This window comes from Shewanella benthica KT99 (assembly GCF_000172075.1).
In the GTDB taxonomy this organism is placed as follows: domain Bacteria; phylum Pseudomonadota; class Gammaproteobacteria; order Enterobacterales; family Shewanellaceae; genus Shewanella; species Shewanella benthica_A.
The window spans coordinates 111,768-135,193 of record NZ_ABIC01000009.1 but is presented as its reverse complement, the minus strand read 5'-3'; the positions used below and the strand labels follow the sequence as shown (position 1 = coordinate 135,193).

The window sequence follows — 23,426 nt, the reverse complement described above, 5'->3', positions numbered from 1 at the left end:
AAAGTGGCTGTAAATATAAAATGAGCTCGTACAGATACCATGTTACCACTTGAATTATTTAAAACTATTGTGTCATCAACCCCATTAGTTTCGATTGATTTCATTGTCATGAATGACAGTGAGCAAATTTTACTGGGTAAGCGAACAAATCGACCCGCACAAGGGAATTGGTTTGTACCTGGTGGTCGGGTGCTAAAAGATGAATCTATTGAAGATGCCTTTATCCGATTATTAGATATTGAGTTAGGACTAACTGACACAGTAGTTAATTTTAAAGGCGTATACCAACACTTTTATGAAGATAGTTTTTTTGGTGATGGTTGCACAACCCATTATGTTGTCTTGGCTTATAAAGTTAGATATTCAGGTGTTATTTCTACATTACCTAAAGAGCAGCATGCTGATTATAAATGGTTCAGTAAAACTGAACTACTAGAGCATAAAAAGGTACATATTCATACAAAATGGTACTTTCAAGAAAATAAGCAAGCAATCGAGTTACAGAACAAATTTAACAAATTGGAAAGCTAAACATGATCACTCCAGTAATTATGGCTGGTGGCTCTGGTTCCCGCTTATGGCCCCTCAGTCGCACATTGTATCCGAAACAGTTTTTAGCCTTAACAGGTGAGCAGACGATGCTGCAACAGACTGTTTCACGTTTAACAGGCTTAGAAGTTACTGCGCCTATAGTTATTTGTAATGAAGACCACAGGTTTATTGTGGCCGAACAGTTGCGTACCATTGAAAAAACGGGCTCAATAATTTTAGAGCCCGTTGGCCGAAATACGGCGCCTGCTATTGCACTTGCTGCTATTGTGAGTGAGAAAAATAACCCTTTATTACTTGTGCTTGCCGCTGATCATGTTATCGAAGATCAAAAAGCTTTCACTGAAGCCGTTAAGCGTGCAGTTCCTTTAGCGGAACAAGGTAAATTAGTGACTTTCGGTATTGTACCAACACAAGCACATACGGGTTATGGCTATATTAAACGGGGTGACAGTGTCGGTGACAGTTACACTGTAGATAAATTTGTTGAAAAGCCAGATGTAGCAACGGCTGAGCAGTATTTACTAAGTGGTGAGTTTTATTGGAATAGTGGCATGTTTTTAATTAAAGCAAGTCGTTATCTGCAAGAGTTAGAAAAATTTAGTCCTGATATATTTATCGCTTGTAAAAAGTCACTCAAAAATATTTCAGCTGATAATGATTTCATACGTATAGATGCAGCCGAGTTTGAGGCTTGTCCTGATGATTCAATAGATTACGCTGTGATGGAAAAAACAACCGATGCTGTGGTTGTTCCTTTAGATGCTGGCTGGAACGATATCGGCGCTTGGTCTGCTTTATGGGAAGTCAATGACAAATGCAAAGATGGTAATGCCGTTTCAGGTGATACTATTTTACATGATACAACAAACACCTTTATACATGGTGGCGAGCGTTTAATTGCGACGGTTGGCTTAGATAATATTGTAATTGTGGATACTAAAGATGCTTTGTTGGTTGCGACCAAAGACAAAGTGCAAGATGTCAAAAAAATAGTAGAGCAATTGAAAGTTCAGGGACGTAGTGAATTTAAGATCCACCGTGAGGTTTATAGGCCTTGGGGGAAATATGACTCAATCGATAACGGTACACGTTATCAAGTTAAACGTATAACGGTTAATCCTGGTGAGAAACTTTCCATCCAAATGCACCATCACCGAGCCGAGCATTGGATAGTGGTATCAGGCACTGCCAAGGTGACTAACGGTGACAAAACATTTTTAGTGACTGAGAATGAATCAACCTACATACCTATAGGTGTGATCCATTCTTTAGAAAATCCTGGGAAATTACCGTTAGAAATGATTGAAGTTCAATCAGGTTCATATCTTGGTGAAGATGACATTGTTCGCTTTGAAGACAGATACGGTCGAGTATAGGTGCAAATTATGTTAACTAAATCAAAGTTCTTCAGTTCAAACGTTATCGCCGAAAGCGGAGTAGTCTTTGGCACCAGTGGTGCGAGAGGCTTAGTCACTCAATTTACCCCTAACGTATGTGCAGCATTTACAGTTGCATTTATCACCGCGATGAAACGTGACTTTAATTTTAATACCGTAGCTATTGCGATAGATAACCGTCCCAGCAGCTATGCGATGGCACAAGCATGTGCAGATGCGTTAAAGCAAATTAATGTTGATGTTGTGTATTACGGCGTAGTGCCAACACCTGCTTTGGCATATGTAGCCCAAGAAGATGTGATGCCAGCAATTATGGTCACTGGGAGTCATATCCCTTTTGATCGTAACGGCCTTAAATTTTACCGACCAGATGGTGAAATCACTAAAGCTGATGAACAGGGGATCATAAATGAAAAGGTTCAATTTACCGAGTTAGCCGAGTTAGCCGAGTTAGCCGAGTTAGCCGAGTTAACTGTAAATAACCGAGCCACAGAAGAGTATATCACCCGTTATACCTCTTTATTTGACACTCCTTGGCTTACAGGCAAGCGTATCGGTATTTATGAACATTCGAGTGCCGGTCGCGAACTTTACTACCGTATCTTTGAAAAATTAGGCGCGACAGTTATCTCATTAGAGCGAACCGATCACTTTGTACCTATCGATACCGAAGCCGTATCCGAAGAAGACCATAAGAAAGCGGTCAATTGGTCCCAAGAGCATAACCTCGATGCTATTTTTTCGACCGATGGTGATGGTGATCGACCGTTAGTCGCTGACGAAAACGGCATTTGGCTACGCGGTGACATCCTTGGCTTATTAACTGCGTCAGCATTAAATATAGAAGCCCTTGTTGTGCCCGTAAGTTGTAATACTGCGATTGAGCTTAGTGGTAAGTTTACTCATGTTGAACGAACAAAAATCGGTTCACCCTATGTCATCGCAGAGTTTTTACGTTTATCCCGTAAGTTTGAGTCAGTCGCAGGTTTTGAAGCTAATGGCGGCTTCTTACTGGCTAGTGAAGTGCAAGTTAATGGTAAATCCTTAAAAGCTCTGCCTACACGTGATGCAGTACTGCCAGTGTTAATGTTACTAGCGGCAGCTAAGGATTGTACTATATCCAAATTAGTTAATGCTTTACCACAGCGTTATACCCACAGTGACCGTATTCAGAATTTTGCAACAGAAAAAAGCCAAGCGATTATAGCTGAAGGCAATCAATCGCCTGAGACACTATTACAGCAACTTGGTTTTGATGATGCAGAAATTCAAACTGTAGATAAAACTGATGGTCTAAGGATAATGTGTACAGATGGACGCATTATTCATCTAAGGCCATCGGGGAATGCTCCTGAACTGCGATTTTATGCGGAAGCTGAGAGTTTTTATACTGCCAAGCTGTGTGTTGAAAACGCGATAATAAACATTTCAAAGTTTTAGAAGTATAACGAAGAGTTAGTTGGTCTCTCATGACTAGTAACTTACTGTCATAGAATTAAAAGTATGGTTTTAAAATGTCAAAAAATAAAGTTGCATTAATCACCGGTATTACCGGCCAAGATGGCTCTTATCTGGCTGAGTTTTTATTAGAAAAAGGTTATGAAGTACACGGAATAAAACGCCGTTCATCGTCGCTAAATACCGAGCGTGTTGACCACATTTATCAAGACAGCCATGAAGATAATCAACGATTTTTCTTACACTATGGTGACTTAACCGATTCATCAAACCTAACCCGTATTATTAAAGAAGTACAGCCTGACGAAGTGTATAACTTAGGCGCACAGTCTCATGTTGCTGTGTCATTCGAATGCCCTGAATATACCGCGGATGTCGATGCCTTAGGTACGCTACGTTTACTTGAAGCGATACGTTTTTTAGGCTTGGAAAAGAAAACCAAATTTTATCAAGCGTCAACCTCAGAACTTTACGGTGATGTACAAGAAATCCCGCAGAGTGAAACAACCCCATTTCACCCACGTTCGCCTTACGCCGTGGCAAAAATGTACGCTTATTGGATAGTGGTTAATTACCGTGAATCTTATGGCATGTATGCCTGTAATGGCATCTTGTTTAATCATGAATCGCCACGTCGCGGTGAAACCTTTGTCACCCGAAAAATCACCCGTGCTATCGCCAATATTTCTCAAGGGTTACAAGATTGTCTCTATTTAGGCAACATGGACGCGCTTCGTGATTGGGGACATGCCAAAGACTACGTGCGTATGCAATGGATGATGTTACAACAAGATGTTGCTGATGATTTTGTTATCGCAACAGGGAAACAAATAAGTGTGCGTGAATTTGTTAGTTTATCAGCAAAAGAAGTGGGTATTGAATTAGAATTTACCGGCCAAGGGCTTAACGAAATTGCAACAATTAAATCAATCACTGGTGATAACGCCCCCGCATCAAAAGTAGGCGATGTAATTGTTAAAGTAGACCCTCGTTACTTCCGCCCAGCAGAAGTTGAAACGCTATTAGGTGATCCGACAAAAGCTAAAGAAAAACTTGGCTGGGTTCCGCAGATCACGGTTGAAGAAATGTGTAGTGAAATGGTTGCCAATGACTTAAATAAAGCCAAACAGCATGGAATATTAAAAAATCATGGCTTTGCACTGCCAACAATAAATGAGAGCTAATTAATGAGTACTACAAAGCGAGTATTTATAGCCGGTCATAATGGCATGGTGGGTTCGGCTATTATTCGGCAACTAGAAAAACTAGATGACATCGAAATAGTAGTGCGAACTCGTCAAGAACTTGACTTAATGAATCAGCAAGCTGTTTTGGAGTTTTTTCAACAGCAAAAAATCGATCAAGTTTATTTAGCCGCCGCCAAAGTTGGTGGCATTGTTGCGAATAGCACCTATCCCGCTGATTTTATTTACCAAAACTTGATGATCCAATGCAATATTATTCATAGTGCGCATTTAGCTGATATTCAGCAATTACTCTTCTTAGGTTCTTCTTGTATCTACCCAAAATTAGCGCAGCAGCCGATGGCCGAATCTGCACTATTAACCGGCACGTTAGAAGAAACTAACGAGCCTTATGCTATTGCGAAAATAGCCGGTATTAAGCTGTGTGAAAGCTACAACCGTCAATACGGCCGTGATTACCGCAGTGTGATGCCCACTAACCTATACGGTGCACACGATAACTTCCATCCTGAAAATAGCCATGTGATCCCCGCGCTAATAAGACGCTTTCATGAAGCAAAACTCAATAACGACAAAGAAGTCGTTGCCTGGGGTAGTGGCAAGCCGATGCGAGAGTTTTTATATGTTGACGATATGGCAGCTGCATCAATCCATGTAATGAATTTAGATAAAACAATTTACGATGAAAACACTGAACCTATGTTAAGTCACATTAATGTCGGCACCGGTGTTGATTGTACCATCCGGGAATTGGTTGAAACTGTTGCTAAGGTTGTTGGATTTGAGGGCAAAATTACCTTTGATGCAACTAAGCCTGATGGTGCTCCTCGTAAATTAATGAATGTTGATAGGCTTAAATCGTTAGGTTGGAGTTATTCTATTGAATTAGAAGATGGTTTAAGGTTGGCTTATCAGTGGTTTATTGATAATCAGAATAAATTTAGAGGGTAGTTTTGTCTAAATGGAGATAATAAAAAAGATATCTAAGCTAAAAGATAGCCAAGGTGCTATGAAGTATTTAAAAAACACCTCATGGCTACTTGGTGAAAAAATATTAAGGATGACCGTCGGCCTTTTTATTGGTATTTGGGTTGCTCGATATTTGGGCCCTGAGCAATTTGGACTATTTAGTTACGCACAAAGTTTTGTTGTTCTTTTCTCAGCATTTGCGACGTTAGGGCTTGACGGTATTGTAATAAGAAAGCTAGTAAAAGATGAAAGCCAGAGAGACAAACTGCTAGGTACTGCATTTACTCTTAAGTTAATTGGTGCTTTTTTAGTGCTTGCATTACTTGTTATTGCTGTGTTTCTTCAACCGTCAGACCTGCTAGCTAATTCACTTTTTTTTATAATAGCCTCGGCTACAGTCTTTCAAAGTTTTAATGTTATCGACTTCTACTTTCAAAGCCAAGTACTAAGTAAATACGTTGTTTATAGCAATGTATTTTCCCTTTTATTATCATCAATTATTAAAGTTACTTTGATTGTAAATGAAGCGCCATTAATCGCTTTCGCCTATGTCATCCTTTTCGATAGCTTTGTACTGGCGAGTGGCTTTATTTATTTTTATGTATTGAAGCGTTTATCTATTAGACATTGGTGTTTTGATAAAGCTGTAGCCAAATCATTATTAAAAGAGAGTTGGCCCCTAATTTTAAGTGGCTTAGTTGTCTCGATGTACATGAAAATAGATCAGGTCATGATCAAAGAAATGTTAGGTAGTGTTGAAGTCGGACAATATTCTGCAGCTGTTAGGTTAAGTGAGGCCTGGTACTTTATCCCAATGGTTATATCTTCGTCATTATTTCCCGCAATTCTTAATGCAAAGAAAATATCAAAAGAATTATATTATTCTCGTATTCAACAGCTTTATGATCTAATGGCTTGGATGGCGATAGCAATCGCAATTCCAATGACTTTTTTGAGTGACTGGCTGGTCCATTTACTTTATGGGGCTCAATATAATGAGGCTGGCGGTGTATTAATGATCCATATTTGGTCAGCAGTTTTTGTTTTCTTAGGTGTTGCAAGTGGTAAGTGGTTTGTTGCCGAAGGCTTGCAAATATACTCATTCTACCGAACTTTAGCAGGCGCTATTTTAAATGTAGGTTTAAATTTGGTTTTAATTCCACAGTATGGAATTTATGGAGCGGCAATTGCGACATTAGCTTCACAACTTGTAGCATCATATTTGTTTAATGTAGTCAATAAAAAATCCCGCATAACGTTTATTCTGCAAAGCAAAGCTTTACTATTACCTTTTAGAAAAATAGCCTTTAAATATTGAACTTAATGTTCTTTGTTTACTTTATGAGCTGTCAGCGGATCATAATATTGCCCTTGTTTAATGTGAAATTGGATATAATACATGAGTGAAAATATATATAATGTACCCATTATATTCATTACATTTAATAAATATAATGAAACTATTCGGGTATTCAACGAAATACGAAAAATTAAGCCTGCTGTTTTATATATCGTTAGTGATGGTGCCAGACCTGATAAAATATCGGATGAATCTGTTAGCAAAATCAGAGATTACATAGAAAATAATGTGGATTGGGATTGCGACCTAAACTTGCGATGGCATGGAACTAATCAGGGATGTAAAAAATCCGTAAGTGAAGGGATAACTTGGCTTTTTGAAAATGAAGAATACGGTATTATTATTGAAGATGATTGCCTTCCAAGCCAACATTTTTTTCGATATATGGAAGAGATGCTTATTAAATATCAGTACAATGAGCAGGTTATGGCTGTTTGTGGCTACCGCCCGATGAAAAGACTTCCTAAGCCTCATAACGAGAGTTATTATTTTTCTAAATATGTTTCGTTTTGGGGCTGGGGTACATGGAAGCAAGCTTGGAACAAGTTTGATTTTGAAATGGCAGACTACACCAAGCAGGTAGATAGTGGTCAGTTTCGTAAAATGTTTGAAACCTTTATTGAGTATAAAGCTAATAAGGATGCTTTTGATGCAACTGTTGCCGGAGATAACAGTTCATGGGGGTATCGATGGGCTTATACCATGCTTAATAATAAAGGATTGGCAATATACCCTTACGATAACCAAATTGAAAATATCGGCTTTTGTTCTGAAAACGCAACACATACCAGTGAACAATTACCTGATGTTCTTTCAGATAAAATAGAAGAGATGACATTTCCTCTTATTCATCCTTCTGAAATGGTACGAAACCGAGTAGCAGAGAAAATGTACTCACAAAAATTGTGGCGTAAAAGGGTATTACTAAAAATGTTATCAGATTTTCTTAAAAAAGTAGGCTTATACAATACTCTTAAAAAAATGAAGAAGAGATTTTAATGAAAATTTTATTTATTGGTATAGATCCGACCACAACGGGTGGAGTACAAACTTTTACAAAAAATATTGCTAGTTTTGTAGATAATAATGTTGGATATATACCCTCTTTTATCTCATCGAATACAAAGACAAACAAAAATGTTATTTCATTATTACCGGCAAGTATCATTGCTAAAATATTTCTTAGAATCTTGCGGCTTCTTCAATTGGATAGTAAGCTATTTAACCTGTTACTTAGTCGTAAAATTAGGCAAGAACATTACAATTTAATCATTTTAAATACTCCTCAAACATTAAAACTACTGACCAGTATTCAAATTCCAATAGTATTAGTGCAGCACCAAACATTTGATACATATATAAAACGAAGTGACTATTTTAATGCTGAATTAAAATTAATAGATTTGGTTAAAAAAAGATTAACTAAATTAGTGGTTCTATCTCCGCTTGACCGAGAAGAGTTTATAAAAAAACTCAATATTGAAGAAAGCAAATTGTGCGCTATTAGACATACGACTAATTTAGAAATACTAACCTCTAATAAAATCGAGAACCATAAGTTATTAATACTATGCAGAATTGACAATAAACACAAACGCCTTGATTTAGCGGTAAAAGCTATGAAACTATTGCCAACCTATGAACTCTCAATTTACGGTGATGGCCCCGATAAAGAATACATCCAAGGTGTTATTGATAGTGAAAAAATCACCAATGTGACACTTTACCCTTCAAATAATGATATTAAAGAGATTTTAGATAATCACTCTATTCACATAATGACAAGTGATTTTGAGGGATACCCGCTAGCAAATATTGAAGCGATGAGGAGAGGGCTTCCATTAATTATCCGTAATACCTTTACATCTGCAAAAGATATTATTGAAAATAATGGTGTTTTACTTGATTCAAACTGGAGTGATAAGGAGTTTTGTGATGCTGTTACTTTAATAACAGCTAATTTCTCAATTTATTCCAATAACGCACTTTCGATGTCTAAAAAATATGATTATGAAGTCATTAAAAATAAATGGCTTACTCTTTTCGATGAAATCGTTACTCGGGAGATAAATTGAAAGTATTACACATAATTGCTGGAGATCTCTCTGGAGGTGCTGCTAAAGGTGCATATAATTTGCATAAGGCTCTGATTACTTCTGGTGAGAGCTCTCATATCTTCAACAATACACTATCAAAAAATGATCCCTCAGTCTCTGTTAGTATAAATAGTGACAAAAAGAAAGTGCTTGAGGTGTTAAAAAGAAAAATTGAAGCTCTCGTTCTTAAATTTTATCCAAAGCGAATAGACAGAATCTTTAGTATGGGGTTTGTAGGATTTAATTTTATTAAAACTAATGAGTATAAAGAAGCTGATATTATTCATCTACATTGGATAAACAGTAGTTTTGTAAATATGAAAATTCTTGCTAATATTGACAAACCTATTATTTGGACAGTTCGGGATATGTGGCCACTAACCGGAGGTTGTCATTACTCGTTGGATTGTACTAGATATACAGCTAACTGCGGAAAATGTCCACAGTTAGGCTCTAATAATGAGTTTGATTTATCACGAATAATACTTAACCGTAAGATAAAGTATCTTCCACGCAATCTTACTGCTGTAGGAATCTCTCCGTGGGTAAGTGAAATATTAAATAGAAGTACACTCTTCAAAGATAAAAGAGTTGTACAAATCAATAATTGTATTGATACTACAGAGTTTTTTCCCATCTCGAAAAAAAAGGCTCGTGAAGTTCTTGGAATTAAAACAGATAAAAACATTCTTTTAATGGGGGCTAACAGTGTTACTGATTTCTATAAAGGATTTGATAAGTGTATTGAGTCTCTAAAAAAACTTGATACACAAAGATATTTTTTACTCTTTTTTGGAAACCTAGATGAGAGTAGTGTTATTGATTTAGGTTTTGAGTATAGGTCTATGGGCTATATAACTGATGTGATTAGCCTTAGGCTGATATACTCATCAGCAACTATTTTTATTGCACCATCTATTATGGAAGCATTTGGTAAAACATTAATAGAGTCTATGGCCTGTAAAACACCAGTAGTCTGTTTTAATGCAACAGGGCCGAAAGATATCGTTACGCATAAAGTCGATGGGTATAAAGCAAAACCGTTCAGCACTACCAGCCTTGCTAATGGCATTGAGTGGGTTGTTAATAATGATAACTATGAAGAGCTTTGTGAAAAGGCTAGGGAGAAGGTAGTTAATGAGTTTGATAGTGTCGTTGTTGCAAAACAGTATATTAGTCTTTATAAAGACATTCTAAATAAATAAACCATCAACCGTATTACCCCTTCTGTGTCAGGATTTTTGCCGCCTAAATATCATCGGTTGAAAATATCGGATATAATGGCTCTGGCGAAATTTAATATCTACAGGTAAATAAGGTTTAGGAAGCTACTTTATAGAATACATTTATAGATAAATAGACCTGAAAAAATCGGCGCTGTTGTAGCGAAATGTTGTCTACCCTTATCATTGAGCGTAATTGATTGAGGTTAAAGAAAATGAAAACAAAATTATTTGTGAGTAAGCTTAACCAGATAACAAAAACATTTTTATCGATGACACCGGCTCAAAGAGAAGTCGTTCACCAGTCAATTCAGGCATTAAACGCTAAGATCCCCACCGATGAGCTCATTCAACCACTTTTCGATGCGTTATCCCAGTGCCCACATTGCCACTCTCCTCAGTTCAAAAAATGGGGGAAGGCTGGAGCAATACAAAGACACCGTTAGCTAGGCTACATAAATGCCACCTTTGGGCTGACTATACTCGCTGTATGCAGCTCAAGTTAACACTGAGAGAGGCGGCCTCTGTATGCGGCATTAACTTGAAGACTGCATTTTTATGGCGGCATAGATTTCTTACCGCTCAAGCAGGGAAAAATGATGACAAGCTATCAGGCATTATTGAAGTCGATGAATTCTTTCTTGCATACTCTGAAAAAGGTTCAAAAAGAATAACAACACCCCAAAAAGCAAGAAAGAGAGGCGGCGATATTGATAAACGAACTAAAGAAGGCCAGATCGCTATCCTATTATCCATAGATCGCAGTAAACACATGATCACCCCTATTTTATCTGCTGATACGACTGCAGAAATAGCGGCTAATTTGTCTAAAAACATTGCAGCAGATTCGGTACTTTGCAGTGATGGCTCTTGGGCATATGTAGCGATAGCAAAGCAAAAGAACTGCGATCATAAGCGATTGATAAATAATAAAGTAAGAGTGATAGATAAGATTTACCATATCCAGACTGTAAATGGTGCAATCGCTCACTTTAAGAGTTGGGTTAATGGGCAAATGAAGGGGGTTGCCACAAAGTATTTGTCACATTATCTGGCTTGGTTTAAGGAAAGTAACGCAAAACTAGATAATCTGCAGATATTGAAAGCCGCGTATGGGGGACAACAATATTATGGAACATAGCCAAAAAATCACATCAATTTTAAAGTGCATTCTTAGCATGTTGATCTATCGTGGTACCTGTTGATGGATATATTCAAGTTTATAGGGGTCGTCTGACATAAACGTCTGTATTTTGATGGCGAGTTTAAGTAAAATAAATTAGCTTATTCTCGTATTAAGGTCTTTTACAAAAGTCTTAGAAAACCGTTTATAATTAGAATTATCAATAAAATATCTCGTGTTTTTCTTAATAAGAATATATTTTAATGTAAAAAGGTTAAACACTGAAGGTGTTTGTTTTTATCATATAAACTTTTTATTATGTTGTTAAATACTATGTTGGCTTAGTGTAACCCATTTTTTTACGACTAAATTAAAGTAACATTCCTTTCAAAGCTATATTTAGGAGATATTGATCTTTAAAATTTATATGTCAAATTTTATACACCTAAATGAAATAAGTGAGAAGTAATGCAAACAAACCCTTTAATTTCGATAGTGACAGTTTGTTACAATGTCGCTTCGGAATTACCTGAAACTATCGAGTCAATAATTAACCAGGATTATAATAATATTGAATATATAATTATTGATGGAGGTTCATCTGATAATTCAGTTGAGATTATTAAACATTATGAACAAGTTGCTAAACAGAAAGGGGTTTACTTTAAATGGATTAGTGAGCCCGATAACGGCATTTATGATGCGATGAATAAAGGCATAGAACTGGCCACAGGTCAGTGGGTTAATTTCATGAATGTTGGGGATTTACCAAGTTCAGGATACCTTAGTACTATGGAATCACTTACAGATATAAGCTCAGAAGTAAATATTGTGTATGGTAATACTAGGATATTACAATTCAATAAATTAGTTATCCCTCCTAAGCATCTAAAAAAACAGTCTTTTTATTATCAAATGCCTCTGTGTCACCAAAGTATTTTTTATAAGGTAAGTTCAATAAAAAAATATAACCCTAAGTTTTCAATTATTGCAGATGAGGTTGGTATTTATGAAGAGTTAATTAACAATGGCAGTAATAGCTTTCTTTATTTACCTTTTGAAGTCTGTACCTACAGTCTTGGTGGGGTAAGTGAAGAGCAAATTTATACTATGTACAAGCAGCAACAGCTTTTTTTAGTCAATATTGTTGGCTTGACAAGTGTTATTGGTTTATTGATTTATAAATACCTTGTATTAAAAAGGAAGCTGTACCTTTGGCTAGTCAAATAAAGGTGACATTTGTAAAGAATAATCTGTTAAGTAATAAATATTATTTATTGCTTATTTTGATCTTTATCGGCAGTTTTTTTGTAGATATTAGTATGGGAGTCTTAAAAAGTTTAGGGATACAAGAAGAAGGTGGAGTAGGCAGCTTAGGTCAGCTATGGCGGACGATGCTCATTGCCTTAATGTTCTTATTATTAAAAAAAGACAAAAAATATTATACATTATTACTTGTCATGTTCTTTATTATTACAGAGGTTTTATCAGGTATTTTTCATCAGAATGCTATCGGAATCATAGTAGGGGTATCTCAAGGTATAAAAGTCGTTTATTTAGTTCTTTTAATCTTTTTAATGACACATTTTATTAAGGAAAATGGTCGAAATGGTTTGAAATCACTAATTAATATAATGATTCTTTATGAACTGTTAATTTCATTAATGCTCTATGTAAGTTTTTTCGGTGGTATTGGTTTTTCATCATACGGTCAAAGTACTGACTTAGGAACGACTGGTTTTTTTACAGGCGCAAACGCATTGGGTTTTACACTTGGTACTTTAACCGTGCTCCATTCTATTTTATTGAATGAACGTTTTATCCAACCTAGTTTTAGGAATGTTTTTATTTTTGTATTTATTGTGAGTTCCCTTTTATTCATCGGTACTAAAGTTTCAATTATTTATTTTATAATTGCATTTTATTTATTTAATTTTAAGTTGTTTTTAACCTGTACTTTGAGTGTTTTTATTTTATTTATATTCTTTGTAGATTTTTCTTCAATAGATCTCAAACAGTTTTCAACTGTGATATCAAGAGTTATAGGGAACCCAGAGATACTTCCTAGTTTAATGGGGTCAAGGGTTAGAGATATCATAGAAGCTTTCTTATTATTAAATGTAGAAGATAATATATTTCGATTTTTAATTGGAGGAGGGGGTTTCCTTTCTTACCAAACTATCAACACAGCACCTGTTTATGATATATTAGAAGCTGACTTTTTTGATGTTTTATTTATGTATGGTTTGCATGGAATTATATCTTATTGTGTTTTCTATATTGCATTAGCGTATAACTCATTGAAAATAAAAAGAGTTTTTCCTTTCGTTATTTTTATATTTATAAACTCTGCAGTTGCTGGACATGTCATTTTTAATGGACAAAGCGCTGCAGCGTTAGCATTGGTATTTGTTCTAATATCTTATTTGAGTAAACAAAAAACAAGAGTTGTATATGAAAAAAACTAAGCTATTATGTATACTCCATCGCTCTCCACCTATGCACGGGGCTGCTCAAGTAGGTGATTTTATAGCATCAAGCGATAAGCTAAAATCTAATTTTGATTGTAAGTACATCACAATCAAATCATCTAACACCATTGCTGATATTGGAAAAATAAGTATAAAAAAAATCTATTATATTGTTGAGTTATATTTTAAGATTTTTTTTGCGTTAATAACGTTTAGACCTGATAAAATATATTTTACGGCATCAGTGCGTGGTATCGCATTTTATCGTGACCTCTTATTGTCCTCTCTTTGGAAGTTGTATCAATTATTTACAACTGTTGATGTATATTATCATTATCATACCAAAGGGGTTGATGAATTTGTTACTGTTTGCGATAGAAACTTAAAGTTGACAAATATATTTCTAAAAAAAGTGAATCTGATCCTGTTGACTCCGATGTTAAGGGGCGATTTTGAGAAGGTCAATTCATTCCATAAAGTACTATATTTACCGAATGGTGTAGATAGCATTTCTGATGATAATGAAATTGATTTGATGTTAGAGTCAAAATTTAATAAACCTCGAAAGTTGAATCTTTTATATTTATCTAACATGATAAAATCGAAAGGGTATTATCATGTATTAGAGTTAGCAAAAAAAAAGAACGATAAGTCAATTCAGTATCATTTTGCAGGAGGGTGGCAAACTAAGGAAGATGAAAAATTATTTTTTAATTTTATTGAAAATAACAATCTTTCTGAAAATGTCACTTTTCATGGTTTTGTGAATGGCTCGGAGAAAGCAGAGCTATTACAACAGGCAAGTTTATTAATTTTCCCTACACGCTATAGATTTGAATCATTTGGATTGGTTGTTATTGAAGCTCTTTCCTATGGTGTACCTGTTATTGCCACTGATGAAGGCTCTATTCCTTTTATCCTAGATGAAAGTTGCGGTGTCATTATCGACGATACTGATAAGCTATCAGAAGCTTTAGAGCAAGCAGAGCATAACTTACTTAATAAAGAAACTGCTCTTTATTGTCGACAGCGCTATCTAAATAACTTTAGTTTAGAGCAATTTGAAATTAACCTGATTGAGGTTTTAAAATAGTTATAATGCATAAAACAATAAATATAATGGGTTATGAGATTTTAAAGGATGAAATATCAGTTATCAACTTAGAGAATTCTCGTAATAAAATCGTTAACACCATTAACCCTCATTCATACGTTACAGCAAAGTCAGATAAGCTATTCAAAGAGGCTCTGTTATCTTCAGATATCCTTATTGCTGACGGTAGTGGTATTGTACTCGCAGCCAAAAAAATTCATAATGAAAATATAAAAAAAACCGCGGGCGCAGACTTACATCATTATTTACTCGTAGAGTTAAATAAAAAAAGCGGTACAGTCTTTTATATGGGGGCAGCGCCTAGTACTTTAGTCAAAATTCAAGAAAAAATTTCAGTTGAATTTCCTAATGTTAAAGTAGAGTCATATTCGCCACCTTTCAAACCTGATTTTTCTTCTGAAGATAACGAATTAATTATTAATAAAATAAATTCGTTTAATCCTGATGTTTTGTTTATTGGTATGACAGCACCCAAACAAGAGAAATGGCTTTTTCTATATAAAGACAAGTTAAATTTTAAGGTGGCATCTTCAATTGGAGCCGTTTTTGACTTTTATGCAGGCACAGTCGATAGACCGTCAGAGTTTTGGATAAAAATACATTTAGAGTGGTTACCTCGGTTGTTAAAAGAGCCTAAACGATTATGGCGCAGAAATTTCATTTCAACTCCTATATTTTTATTTGACATGCTGCTGTTTAAATTTGGCTATAAAAACAACTAATACCAATCGCATTAAAATTGTGATCTAATATAAGTATCAAAAATAATTTAAAGTATTTCAATTTTGTCGAATAAATTTAATCCCTCATTTCCATATACCAACAATGCGAGCCTCAAACTTCGGTATATGGCGGCTGAATTATTTAATAGCGGAAAATCCCGCACTGAGATATCAACGTTGCTTAGTGTAAGTCGTCGATTGATCGTAAGCGTTCACCAGAAGGGAGTTGACTAAGCTGACACTAGGTCAAACACGTCTGGGTATTCACTGTTGCCTACAACGGCTGTAACGATCTTACTTATCACTGTGATTGGTGATAACTGCCGTTTTTTGCATGTTTCAACCACTGATAGGAGCCGAGAACGGAACTTCTCCCCTCGATCTGAACGGGTGCCATAGCAAATCTTACGCATGATCACGCTACCACGTATGCAGCGCTCTGCTTCGTTATTGGTCAGGGGAGTGCCTGGGTGATTGAGAAAGACCCATAAGCCTTGCTCATATTTGAGAATATGCCAGCATAGCGTGAAGCGGGCACATTTTTGCCGCGTTCAAGCCAAATATTGATGCGACGCTGTAATCGTTGCATTCGCCGACGCCAAATGGTTTCGTCAATTTCACCGGATTCATATCTATGTTGGATGCGAAATACGGACTTGAAGAGCAATACCAGTCGGTTACCAATATTCGCAGTGAGGCCTTTTCCTGTAAGCATTCACCAGAGGGGGATTGACTAAGCTGAGGTTAGTCCAAATACGTCTGGGTAGTCGCATTTACCCACCACGCCCGCAATGATAGTGCTGATCACTGTTATCGGGGATAACTTGCGCTTCTTGCACGTTTCAACGACTGAGAGGATCCGAGATCGAAACTTCTCACCCCTATCTGAACTGGTGCCATAGCAGATCTTGCGCATGATCACGCTGCCACGCAAACAACGCTCGGCTTCGTTATTGGTCAAAGGTGTCCCTGGGTGATTGAGAAAAACCCATAAACCTTGCTCATATTTGAGAATATGCCGGCATCGGCCTGAGTAGCGTGAAGCGGGCACATTTTCCCCGCACTCAAGCCAGCGCTTAATATTGCGCCTTAGTCGTTGCATTCGCCGACGCCACATTATTTCGTCAACGTCACCGGCTTCATATCTATGTTGAGTGCGAAATACGGACTTGAATAGCAATACCAGTCGATTGCCGATACTCGCGGTAAGCCCCTTACCTGAATAATCGGCCATTTGTTGTAAATTACGCTGCACATGGGCAAGGCAAAATTGATGCCGTTCGGGCTCAATCCAGTTGTAGCTGGGACATTGGTCACTCACGACAATCACTTGGGTATGCTCGCCTAATATCGATTTGGCTGCATCCTTATTACGAAAATATTTCACCTGTTGGAATACGGCATCCTCACTCGATAACAACCAGACCCAGCGGGTATGCTCTTCACCATTACGATTGTGCGTCGTCTCGTCGTAAGCATTCACCAGAGGGGGATTGACTAAGCTGAGGTTAGTCCAAATACGTCTGGGTAGTCGCATTTACCCACCACGCCCGCAATGATAGTGCTGATCACTGTTATCGGGGATAACTTGCGCTTCTTGCACGTTTCAACGACTGAGAGGATCCGAGATCGAAACTTCTCACCCCTATCTGAACTGGTGCCATAGCAGATCTTGCGCATGATCACGCTGCCACGCAAACAACGCTCGGCTTCGTTATTGGTCAAAGGTGTCCCTGGGTGATTGAGAAAAACCCATAAACCTTGCTCATATTTGAGAATATGTCGGCATCGGCCTGAGTAGCGTGAAGCGGGCACATTTTCCCCGCACTCAAGCCAGCGCTTAATATTGCGCCTTAGTCGTTGCATTCGCCGACGCCACATTATTTCGTCAACGTCACCGGCTTCATATCTATGTTGAGTGCGAAATACGGACTTGAATAGCAATACCAGTCGATTGCCGATACTCGCGGTAAGCCCCTTACCTGAATAATCGGCCATTTGTTGTAAATTACGCTGCACATGGGCAAGGCAAAATTGATGCCGTTCGGGCTCAATCCAGTTGTAGCTGGGACATTGGTCACTCACGACAATCGCTTGGGTATGCTCGCCTAATATCGATTTGGCTGCATCCTTATTACGAAAATATTTCACCTGTTGGAATACGGCATCCTCACTCGATAACAACCAGACCCAGCGGGTATGCTCTTCACCATTACGATTGTGCGTCGTCTCGTCAACATGCACTAATGACGCTTTTTTTATGTGTTGATGCAGAGCTTGGTGTGTCGGCGTCAGCATACTACTGACTCGCCCTTGCGCTTCAGAAATCAGACCGGTAGAGAAATGAGTCCCGTATTGGTCTTGCAGTAAACGTTGAATTTTACGTACGCTCAGGTGATACAAGCCACTGAGCACAGCCACGTAACTGAGCAATCGTGGCCCCATCTGACCATCGGGAGCCTCTTCAGGCAAGGCTCCTTTACTCACTGTGTTGCACTGCTGACAACGCCCGTGAAATAACTGGTATTCAGTGATATCAAGTGCAGGTTTAGGTAATTCAAATACCTGATGACGATAGCTTGGAGTCGGGTTGGCAATGACCTCGCCACCACAATCAGAACAACATGAATCGGGTAAGCAAGCGACTTGCTCATCGGTTGCGCTGAGTTCCGCTAATGGTCTTTTATGCCCCGTATGTCCAGGTTGAGCGCCAACCTTATTTCCACTACGAGGCGTTTGAGCTTTTTTCGCTCAGCCTTATCCGCAGGGGAGTCAGAGGATGGTGATTTGGATGAGTTTCTAGAGCTCAATGCTAGGCGATCTTCATATTCACGTAACTTTTCCCACAGTTCTTGAATGGTAAGCATTCACCAGAGGGGGATTGACTAAGCTGAGGTTAGTCCAAATACGTCTGGGTAGTCGCATTTACCCACCACGCCCGCAATGATAGTGCTGATCACTGTTATCGGGGATAACTTGCGCTTCTTGCACGTTTCAACGACTGAGAGGATCCGAGATCGAAACTTCTCACCCCTATCTGAACTGGTGCCATAGCAGATCTTGCGCATGATCACGCTGCCACGCAAACAACGCTCGGCTTCGTTATTGGTCAAAGGTGTCCCTGGGTGATTGAGAAAAACCCATAAACCTTGCTCATATTTGAGAATATGTCGGCATCGGCCTGAGTAGCGTGAAGCGGGCACATTTTCCCCGCACTCAAGCCAGCGCTTAATATTGCGCCTTAGTCGTTGCATTCGCCGACGCCACATTATTTCGTCAACGTCACCGGCTTGTAACCGTTCACCAGCCCCTTATTGACACGATCAATTGATGATCAATAAGGTTTGGTCATATCGCTATTGAACGATCTCTTTGCCGTGTCAAAATAGCTTCATGAAAAAGAAAAAACAATTCGCAACAGAGCCGCCTACGGTTGCTGAACTCGGTGAAAAAAAAGCAAACTTACTCATTCAAGAACTGTGGGAAAAGTTACGTGAATATGAAGACCGCCTAGCATTGAGCTCTAGAAACTCATCCAAATCACCATCCTCTGACTCCCCTGCGGATAAGGCTGAGCGAAAAAAGCTCAAACGCCTCGTAGTGGAAATAAGGTTGGCGCTCAACCTGGACATACGGGGCATAAAAGACCATTAGCGGAACTCAGCGCAACCGATGAGCAAGTCGCTTGCTTACCCGATTCATGTTGTTCTGATTGTGGTGGCGAGGTCATTGCCAACCCGACTCCAAGCTATCGTCATCAGGTATTTGAATTACCTAAACCTGCACTTGATATAACTGAATACCAGTTATTTCACGGGCGTTGTCAGCAGTGCAACACCGTGAGCAAAGGAGCCTTGCCTGAAGAGGCTCCCGATGGTCAGATGGGGCCACGATTGCTCAGTTACGTGGCTGTGCTCAGTGGCTTGTATCACCTGAGCGTACGTAAAATTCAACGTTTACTGCAAGACCAATACGGGACTCATTTCTCTATCGGTCTGATTTCTGAAGCGCAAGGGCGAGTCAGTAGTATGCTGACGCCGACACACCAAGCTCTGCATCAACACATAAAAAAAGCGTCATTAGTGCATGTTGACGAGACGACGCACAATCGTAATGGTGAAGAGCATACCCGCTGGGTCTGGTTGTTATCGAGTGAGGATGCCGTATTCCAACAGGTGAAATATTTTCGTAATAAGGATGCAGCCAAATCGATATTAGGCGAGCATACCCAAGCGATTGTCGTGAGTGACCAATGTCCCAGCTACAACTGGATTGAGCCCGAACGGCATCAATTTTGCCTTGCCCATGTGCAGCGTAATTTACAACAAATGGCCGATTATTCAGGTAAGGGGCTTACCGCGAGTATCGGCAATCGACTGGTATTGCTATTCAAGTCCGTATTTCGCACTCAACATAGATATGAAGCCGGTGACGTTGACGAAATAATGTGGCGTCGGCGAATGCAACGACTAAGGCGCAATATTAAGCGCTGGCTTGAGTGCGGGGAAAATGTGCCCGCTTCACGCTACTCAGGCCGATGCCGGCATATTCTCAAATATGAGCAAGGTTTATGGGTTTTTCTCAATCACCCAGGGACACCTTTGACCAATAACGAAGCCGAGCGTTGTTTGCGTGGCAGCGTGATCATGCGCAAGATCTGCTATGGCACCAGTTCAGATAGGGGTGAGAAGTTTCGATCTCGGATCCTCTCAGTCGTTGAAACGTGCAAGAAGCGCAAGTTATCCCCGATAACAGTGATCAGCACTATCATTGCGGGCGTGGTGGGTAAATGCGACTACCCAGACGTATTTGGACTAACCTCAGCTTAGTCAATCCCCCTCTGGTGAATGCTTACACCGGCTTCATATCTATGTTGAGTGCGAAATACGGACTTGAATAGCAATACCAGTCGATTGCCGATACTCGCGGTAAGCCCCTTACCTGAATAATCGGCCATTTGTTGTAAATTACGCTGCACATGGGCAAGGCAAAATTGATGCCGTTCGGGCTCAATCCAGTTGTAGCTGGGACATTGGTCACTCACGACAATCGCTTGGGTATGCTCGCCTAATATCGATTTGGCTGCATCCTTATTACGAAAATATTTCACCTGTTGGAATACGGCATCCTCACTCGATAACAACCAGACCCAGCGGGTATGCTCTTCACCATTACGATTGTGCGTCGTCTCGTCAACATGCACTAATGACGCTTTTTTTATGTGTTGATGCAGAGCTTGGTGTGTCGGCGTCAGCATACTACTGACTCGCCCTTGCGCTTCAGAAATCAGACCGGTAGAGAAATGAGTCCCGTATTGGTCTTGCAGTAAACGTTGAATTTTACGTACGCTCAGGTGATACAAGCCACTGAGCACAGCCACGTAACTGAGCAATCGTGGCCCCATCTGACCATCGGGAGCCTCTTCAGGCAAGGCTCCTTTACTCACTGTGTTGCACTGCTGACAACGCCCGTGAAATAACTGGTATTCGGTGATATCAAGTGTAGGTTTAGGTAATTCAAACACCTGATGGCGATAACTTGGCGACGAGTTAGCCACAACTTTACCGCCACAATCAGCGCAGCAACTATCTGGCAAACAAGCAATTCTCTCGTCAGTCTCTGTAAGCTTTGCTAATGGTCTTTTATGCCCCGTATGTCCAGGTTGAGCGCCAACCTTATTTCCACTACGAGGCGTTTGAGCTTTTTTCGCTCGGCCTTATCCGCAGGGGAGTCAGAGGATGGTGATTTGGATGAGTTTCTAGAGCTCAATGCTAGGCGGTCTTCATATTCACGTAACTTTTCCCACAGTTCTTGAATGAGTAAGTTTGCTTTTTTTTCACCGAGTTCAGCAACCGTAGGCGGCTCTGTTGCGAATTGTTTTTTCTTTTTCATGAAGCTATTTTGACACGGCAAAGAGATCGTTCAATAGCGATATGACCAAACCTTATTGATCATCAATTGATCGTGTCAATAAGGGGCTGGTGAACGGTTACGTCTCGTCAACATGCACTAATGACGCTTTTTTTATGTGTTGATGCAGAGCTTGGTGTGTCGGCGTCAGCATACTACTGACTCGCCCTTGCGCTTCAGAAATCAGACCGATAGAGAAATGAGTCCCGTATTGGTCTTGCAGTAAACGTTGAATTTTACGTACGCTCAGGTGATACAAGCCACTGAGCACAGCCACGTAACTGAGCAATCGTGGCCCCATCTGACCATCGGGAGCCTCTTCAGGCAAGGCTCCTTTACTCACCGTGTTGCATTGCTTGCAACGCCCATGAAATAGCTGATATTCAGTGATATCAAGCTTAGGCTCAGGCAGCTCAAACACCTGATGACGATAACTGGGAGACTTATTGGCAGTCACTTCGCCACCACAATCAGAACAACATGAATCGGGTAAGCAAGCGACTTGCTCATCGGTTGCGCTGAGTTCCGCTAATGGTCTTTTATGCCCCGTATGTCCAGGTTGAGCGCCAACCTTATTTCCACTACGAGGCGTTTGAGCTTTTTTCGCTCGGCCTTATCCGCAGGGGAATCAGAGGAGGGTGATTTGGATGAGTGACGAGAACTGAGCATCAACCTGTCTTCATACTCTCGTAGCTTTTGCCAAAGCTCACGGATAAACAGGTTGGCTTCGCTGATATTATCAATCGAAGGCGGCTCTTGCTCGAATTGTTTTTTCTTTTTCATGAAGCCATTTTCACATGGAAAAGAGATCGTTCAATAGCTATATGACCAAACCTTATCGATCATCAATTGATCGTGTCAATAAGGGGCTGGTGAACGGTTACATCAGAACAACATGAATCTGGTAAGCAAGCGATTTGCTCATCGGTTGCGCCGAGTTCCGCTAGTGGTCTTTTGTGCCCCGTATGTCCAGGTTGAGCGCCAACCTTATTTCCACTACGAGGCGTTTGAGCTTTTTTCGCTCGGCCTTATCCGCAGGGGAATCAGAGGAGGGTGATTTGGATGAGTGACGAGAACTGAGCATCAACCTGTCTTCATACTCTCGTAGCTTTTGCCAAAGCTCACGGATAAACAGGTTGGCTTCGCTGATATTATCAATCGAAGGCGGCTCTTGCTCGAATTGTTTTTTCTTTTTCATGACGCCATTTTCACATGGAAAAGAGATCGTTCAATAGCTATATGACCAAACCTTATCGATCATCAATTGATCGTGTCAATAAGGGGCTGGTGAACGGTTACCATGAAATAGCTGATATTCAGTGATATCAAGCTTAGGCTCAGGCAGCTCAAACACCTGATGACGATAACTGGGAGACTTATTGGCAGTCACTTCACCACCACAATCGGAGCAACAGGCATCTGGCAAACAAGCGATTTGCTCATCGTTTTCGCCGAGTTCCGCTAGTGGTCTTTTGTGCCCCGTATGTCCAGGTTGAGCGCCAACCTTATTTCCACTACGAGGCGTTTGAGCTTTTTTCGCTCGGCCTTATCCGCAGGGGAATCAGAGGAGGGTGATTTGGATGAGTTACGAGAACTGAGCATCAACCTGTCTTCATACTCTCGTAGCTTTTGCCAAAGCTCACGGATAAACAGGTTGGCTTCGCTGATATTATCAATCGAAGGCGGCTCTTGCTCTATTTTTTATAAATAGTGACGGAAGATTTAAACTATATGATATTGATTCTCACTTCTAAGCATTTAAAAAATTAGTGTTATTCTACTTAATCATAATTTGTTTATTATTCAAAATAAATAAAAATATAATG

General features: G+C 39.4%; 14 protein-coding genes and 9 pseudogenes. 15 read left to right on the top strand and 8 right to left on the bottom strand.

What is annotated here, in order from left to right; genetic code table 11:
- Nucleotides 1-39 precede the first annotated feature (39 nt).
- The 14 genes and pseudogenes from KT99_RS06375 (at nt 40) to KT99_RS06305 (ending at nt 15,690) form a co-directional block, all read left to right on the top strand.
- A complete protein-coding gene (locus tag KT99_RS06375) occupies nt 40-531 on the top strand; it encodes a GDP-mannose mannosyl hydrolase (protein ID WP_005498162.1) in 492 nt (163 codons plus the stop codon).
- Nucleotides 532-533: 2 nt separating this feature from the next.
- The gene (locus KT99_RS06370) at nt 534-1,928 is read left to right on the top strand and encodes a mannose-1-phosphate guanylyltransferase/mannose-6-phosphate isomerase (protein WP_040571663.1); all 1,395 of its coding nucleotides are present in this window, start codon (nt 534-536) and stop codon (nt 1,926-1,928) included.
- A gap of 9 nt (nt 1,929-1,937) precedes the next feature.
- Nucleotides 1,938-3,389 carry a phosphomannomutase gene (locus KT99_RS06365; RefSeq protein WP_005498158.1) on the top strand — a complete coding sequence of 484 codons (1,452 nt, stop codon included), beginning with the start codon at nt 1,938-1,940 and terminating at the stop codon, nt 3,387-3,389.
- Nucleotides 3,390-3,463: 74 nt separating this feature from the next.
- Nucleotides 3,464-4,591 (top strand): GDP-mannose 4,6-dehydratase, encoded by a 1,128-nt coding sequence (gmd, locus tag KT99_RS06360; protein ID WP_005498156.1) that lies wholly within the window; start codon nt 3,464-3,466, stop codon nt 4,589-4,591.
- Between the two features lie 3 nt (nt 4,592-4,594).
- On the top strand, nt 4,595-5,563 hold the full coding sequence (gene fcl, locus KT99_RS06355; protein WP_005498154.1) for a GDP-L-fucose synthase: 969 nt from the start codon (nt 4,595-4,597) through the stop codon (nt 5,561-5,563).
- 10 nt (nt 5,564-5,573) lie between these two features.
- The gene (locus KT99_RS06350) at nt 5,574-6,899 is read left to right on the top strand and encodes a flippase (protein WP_005498153.1); all 1,326 of its coding nucleotides are present in this window, start codon (nt 5,574-5,576) and stop codon (nt 6,897-6,899) included.
- An 81-nt stretch (nt 6,900-6,980) separates the two neighbouring features.
- Nucleotides 6,981-7,940: a hypothetical protein gene (locus KT99_RS06345; RefSeq protein ID WP_005498152.1), complete on the top strand. Its 960-nt coding sequence runs from the start codon at nt 6,981-6,983 to the stop codon at nt 7,938-7,940.
- A complete protein-coding gene (locus tag KT99_RS06340; RefSeq protein WP_005498151.1) occupies nt 7,940-9,016 on the top strand; it encodes a glycosyltransferase in 1,077 nt (358 codons plus the stop codon). Before KT99_RS06345 ends, KT99_RS06340 begins: the two co-directional genes overlap by 1 nt.
- Nucleotides 9,013-10,242, top strand: coding sequence for a glycosyltransferase family 4 protein (locus tag KT99_RS06335; RefSeq protein ID WP_005498145.1), 1,230 nt, complete (start codon nt 9,013-9,015; stop codon nt 10,240-10,242). The genes KT99_RS06340 and KT99_RS06335 overlap by 4 nt, the downstream gene beginning before the upstream one ends.
- A 233-nt stretch (nt 10,243-10,475) precedes the next feature.
- Nucleotides 10,476-11,401: pseudogene (locus KT99_RS20565) on the top strand (IS1595 family transposase).
- Between the two features lie 450 nt (nt 11,402-11,851).
- A complete protein-coding gene (locus tag KT99_RS06320; protein WP_005498140.1) occupies nt 11,852-12,613 on the top strand; it encodes a glycosyltransferase family 2 protein in 762 nt (253 codons plus the stop codon).
- Nucleotides 12,598-13,851 (top strand): O-antigen ligase family protein, encoded by a 1,254-nt coding sequence (locus tag KT99_RS06315; RefSeq protein WP_005498136.1) that lies wholly within the window; start codon nt 12,598-12,600, stop codon nt 13,849-13,851. Before KT99_RS06320 ends, KT99_RS06315 begins: the two co-directional genes overlap by 16 nt.
- On the top strand, nt 13,838-14,947 hold the full coding sequence (locus tag KT99_RS06310; protein WP_005498135.1) for a glycosyltransferase family 4 protein: 1,110 nt from the start codon (nt 13,838-13,840) through the stop codon (nt 14,945-14,947). The genes KT99_RS06315 and KT99_RS06310 overlap by 14 nt, the downstream gene beginning before the upstream one ends.
- A 5-nt stretch (nt 14,948-14,952) precedes the next feature.
- Nucleotides 14,953-15,690: a WecB/TagA/CpsF family glycosyltransferase gene (locus tag KT99_RS06305; RefSeq protein ID WP_005498132.1), complete on the top strand. Its 738-nt coding sequence runs from the start codon at nt 14,953-14,955 to the stop codon at nt 15,688-15,690.
- 230 nt (nt 15,691-15,920) lie between these two features.
- On the opposite strand, the pseudogene KT99_RS21570 reads toward KT99_RS06305, so the two are convergent.
- The 4 pseudogenes from KT99_RS21570 to KT99_RS06290 all read right to left on the bottom strand — a co-directional run.
- A pseudogene (locus KT99_RS21570) lies at nt 15,921-16,396 on the bottom strand (IS66 family transposase); the annotation flags it as partial.
- A gap of 27 nt (nt 16,397-16,423) precedes the next feature.
- Nucleotides 16,424-17,161, bottom strand: a pseudogene (locus KT99_RS06300) (IS66-like element ISSbe3 family transposase); the annotation flags it as partial.
- Between the two features lie 26 nt (nt 17,162-17,187).
- Nucleotides 17,188-18,548, bottom strand: a pseudogene (locus KT99_RS06295) (IS66-like element ISSbe3 family transposase); the annotation flags it as partial.
- 27 nt (nt 18,549-18,575) lie between these two features.
- Nucleotides 18,576-18,989: pseudogene (locus tag KT99_RS06290) on the bottom strand (IS66 family transposase); the annotation flags it as partial.
- 94 nt (nt 18,990-19,083) lie between these two features.
- On the opposite strand from KT99_RS06290, the gene KT99_RS06280 reads away from it, so the two are divergent.
- Nucleotides 19,084-20,519, top strand: a protein-coding gene (locus KT99_RS06280; protein ID WP_086017578.1) for an IS66-like element ISSbe3 family transposase whose coding sequence is annotated in 2 segments (ribosomal slippage) — nt 19,084-19,276 and nt 19,276-20,519 — 1,437 coding nt in all. Because the reading frame shifts where the segments join, the coding sequence is not laid out codon by codon here.
- 26 nt (nt 20,520-20,545) lie between these two features.
- Here the strand turns inward: KT99_RS06280 and tnpC are convergent.
- The 4 pseudogenes from tnpC to KT99_RS21565 form a co-directional block, all read right to left on the bottom strand.
- Nucleotides 20,546-21,582: pseudogene (gene tnpC / locus KT99_RS20555) on the bottom strand (IS66 family transposase); the annotation flags it as partial.
- A 100-nt stretch (nt 21,583-21,682) separates the two neighbouring features.
- Nucleotides 21,683-22,383 (bottom strand): annotated as a pseudogene (locus KT99_RS20550) (DUF6444 domain-containing protein); the annotation flags it as partial.
- A 101-nt stretch (nt 22,384-22,484) separates the two neighbouring features.
- Nucleotides 22,485-22,798 (bottom strand): annotated as a pseudogene (locus KT99_RS06255) (DUF6444 domain-containing protein); the annotation flags it as partial.
- A gap of 96 nt (nt 22,799-22,894) precedes the next feature.
- A pseudogene (locus tag KT99_RS21565) lies at nt 22,895-23,298 on the bottom strand (DUF6444 domain-containing protein); the annotation flags it as partial.
- Nucleotides 23,299-23,426 lie beyond the last annotated feature (128 nt).

Excerpts from the sequence above, each read along its gene's own strand:
- KT99_RS06375 (WP_005498162.1), top strand. The coding sequence starts at position 40 with ATGTTACCACTTGAATTATTTAAAACTATTGTGTCATCAACCCCATTA.
- KT99_RS06370 (WP_040571663.1), top strand. The coding sequence starts at position 534 with ATGATCACTCCAGTAATTATGGCTGGTGGCTCTGGTTCCCGCTTATGG.
- KT99_RS06365 (WP_005498158.1), top strand. The coding sequence starts at position 1,938 with ATGTTAACTAAATCAAAGTTCTTCAGTTCAAACGTTATCGCCGAAAGC.
- gmd (WP_005498156.1), top strand. The coding sequence starts at position 3,464 with ATGTCAAAAAATAAAGTTGCATTAATCACCGGTATTACCGGCCAAGAT.
- fcl (WP_005498154.1), top strand. The coding sequence starts at position 4,595 with ATGAGTACTACAAAGCGAGTATTTATAGCCGGTCATAATGGCATGGTG.
- KT99_RS06350 (WP_005498153.1), top strand. The coding sequence starts at position 5,574 with ATGGAGATAATAAAAAAGATATCTAAGCTAAAAGATAGCCAAGGTGCT.
- KT99_RS06345 (WP_005498152.1), top strand. The coding sequence starts at position 6,981 with ATGAGTGAAAATATATATAATGTACCCATTATATTCATTACATTTAAT.
- KT99_RS06340 (WP_005498151.1), top strand. The coding sequence starts at position 7,940 with ATGAAAATTTTATTTATTGGTATAGATCCGACCACAACGGGTGGAGTA.
- KT99_RS06320 (WP_005498140.1), top strand. The coding sequence starts at position 11,852 with ATGCAAACAAACCCTTTAATTTCGATAGTGACAGTTTGTTACAATGTC.
- KT99_RS06310 (WP_005498135.1), top strand. The coding sequence starts at position 13,838 with ATGAAAAAAACTAAGCTATTATGTATACTCCATCGCTCTCCACCTATG.
- KT99_RS06305 (WP_005498132.1), top strand. The coding sequence starts at position 14,953 with ATGCATAAAACAATAAATATAATGGGTTATGAGATTTTAAAGGATGAA.